The sequence below is a fragment of the Microcoleus sp. AT3-A2 genome (genome assembly GCF_036705685.1).
In the GTDB taxonomy this organism is placed as follows: domain Bacteria; phylum Cyanobacteriota; class Cyanobacteriia; order Cyanobacteriales; family Microcoleaceae; genus Microcoleus.
On sequence record NZ_JAUBVF010000163.1, the window covers coordinates 1 to 1,331 of the forward strand.

Genomic DNA, 1,331 nt, shown 5'->3' on the forward strand with positions numbered 1-1,331 from the left:
CTAGTACAGCACGGCGGAAATAAACAGACTATATTCGTGGGAAAATAAATAGTCGGCTTAAAAACCGTTTCGGCGAACGTATCAAGGAATCACAGTGTGCCTAAGTTAACTCCTAAAACATTAAATTTAAGCGAGGACGAGCGGACTCAACTTCAAAAGTTGAGCGACAGACACAACACGCCGCAACAGATAGCCTTACGAGCGAGAATAATTCTCATGGCATCTGATAACCAAAACCATCGTGAAATTGCCCGAAGTTTAGATATCAATAGGCAAATGGCTCGTTTATGGCGAAATCGATGGCTGGAGACCGACGGCAAGGACTTATCGATTTTGCAAAGATTACAAGATCAAGAGCGTGTGGGTGCACCAGTAAAATTTAGTATGGAACAAATAATCGAGTTGTTTGCACTGGCGTGTTCGTCACCATCCGATTACGGCAGGCCAATAAGTCACTGGACATCTAGAACACTGGCAGATGAAATCATGAAACAAGGCATTATTGAAAGCATATCTGTCCGCCATGTGGGAAGATTACTAGAAGAAGCAGAAGTTAAACCCCACCAGAGTCGCTACTGGTTAACCCCCCCCTGAAGACGCAGAATTTGACGCAAAAGTGGAAGATATTACTGGTTTATACATGAGTGCGATTGAGCGTCATCTTCAGGGGGAACGCACAATATCCATTGATGAGATGACAGGTATTCAAGCGACTGAGCGATTAGCAAAAGACTTGCCAATGCGACCTGGCAAAGTCGCAAGAAAGGAATTTGAGTACATTCGTCACGGCACACAAAGCTTAATTGCTAGCTTCGATGTTGCCACGGGTCAAATTGTCGAGCCGACTTGTGGAGATACCAGAACAGAGGTTGATTTTGCTCTTCATATTCGTCGAACAATTGAAACTGACCCTGATGCCCAAAAATGGCATTTGATTATGGACTGCCTGAACACTCATCAGTCTGAGTCTCTGGTTCGTTTGGTTGCAGAAAAAGAAGGTTTGGATATTGACTTGGGTATGAAGGGGAAAAGTGGTATCTTGAAATCAATGAAATCTCGCACTACTTTTTTGTGTGACCCTGCACACCGAATTGTTTTCCATTATACACCGAAACATTCTTCATGGCTCAATCAAATTGAGATTTGGTTCAGTATTTTGGTGCGCCAATTACTCAGAAGAGCAAGTTGTGTCAGTCGCGAGGATTTGAAAAATCGAATCCTGCATTTTATCGACTACTTTAATCAAACAATGGCTAAACCTTTTAAGTGGACATATAAGGGCAAAGTTTTGGCTATTTAATGGTCTGTGGATTTCCGCCTCGCTGTACTAG

At 42.9% G+C, this 1,331-nt stretch carries 2 protein-coding genes; both read left to right on the forward strand.

Translation table 11 applies throughout. From position 1 onward, the window contains the following. The first annotated feature begins 96 nt into the window (after positions 1-96). A complete protein-coding gene (locus QUB37_RS29675) occupies positions 97-594 on the forward strand; it encodes a helix-turn-helix domain-containing protein (protein WP_333168821.1) in 498 nt (165 codons plus the stop codon). Positions 595-616: 22 nt separating this feature from the next. Then, positions 617-1,300, forward strand: a complete 684-nt coding sequence (locus QUB37_RS29680; protein ID WP_333168823.1) for a transposase — start codon at positions 617-619, stop codon at positions 1,298-1,300. Positions 1,301-1,331 lie beyond the last annotated feature (31 nt).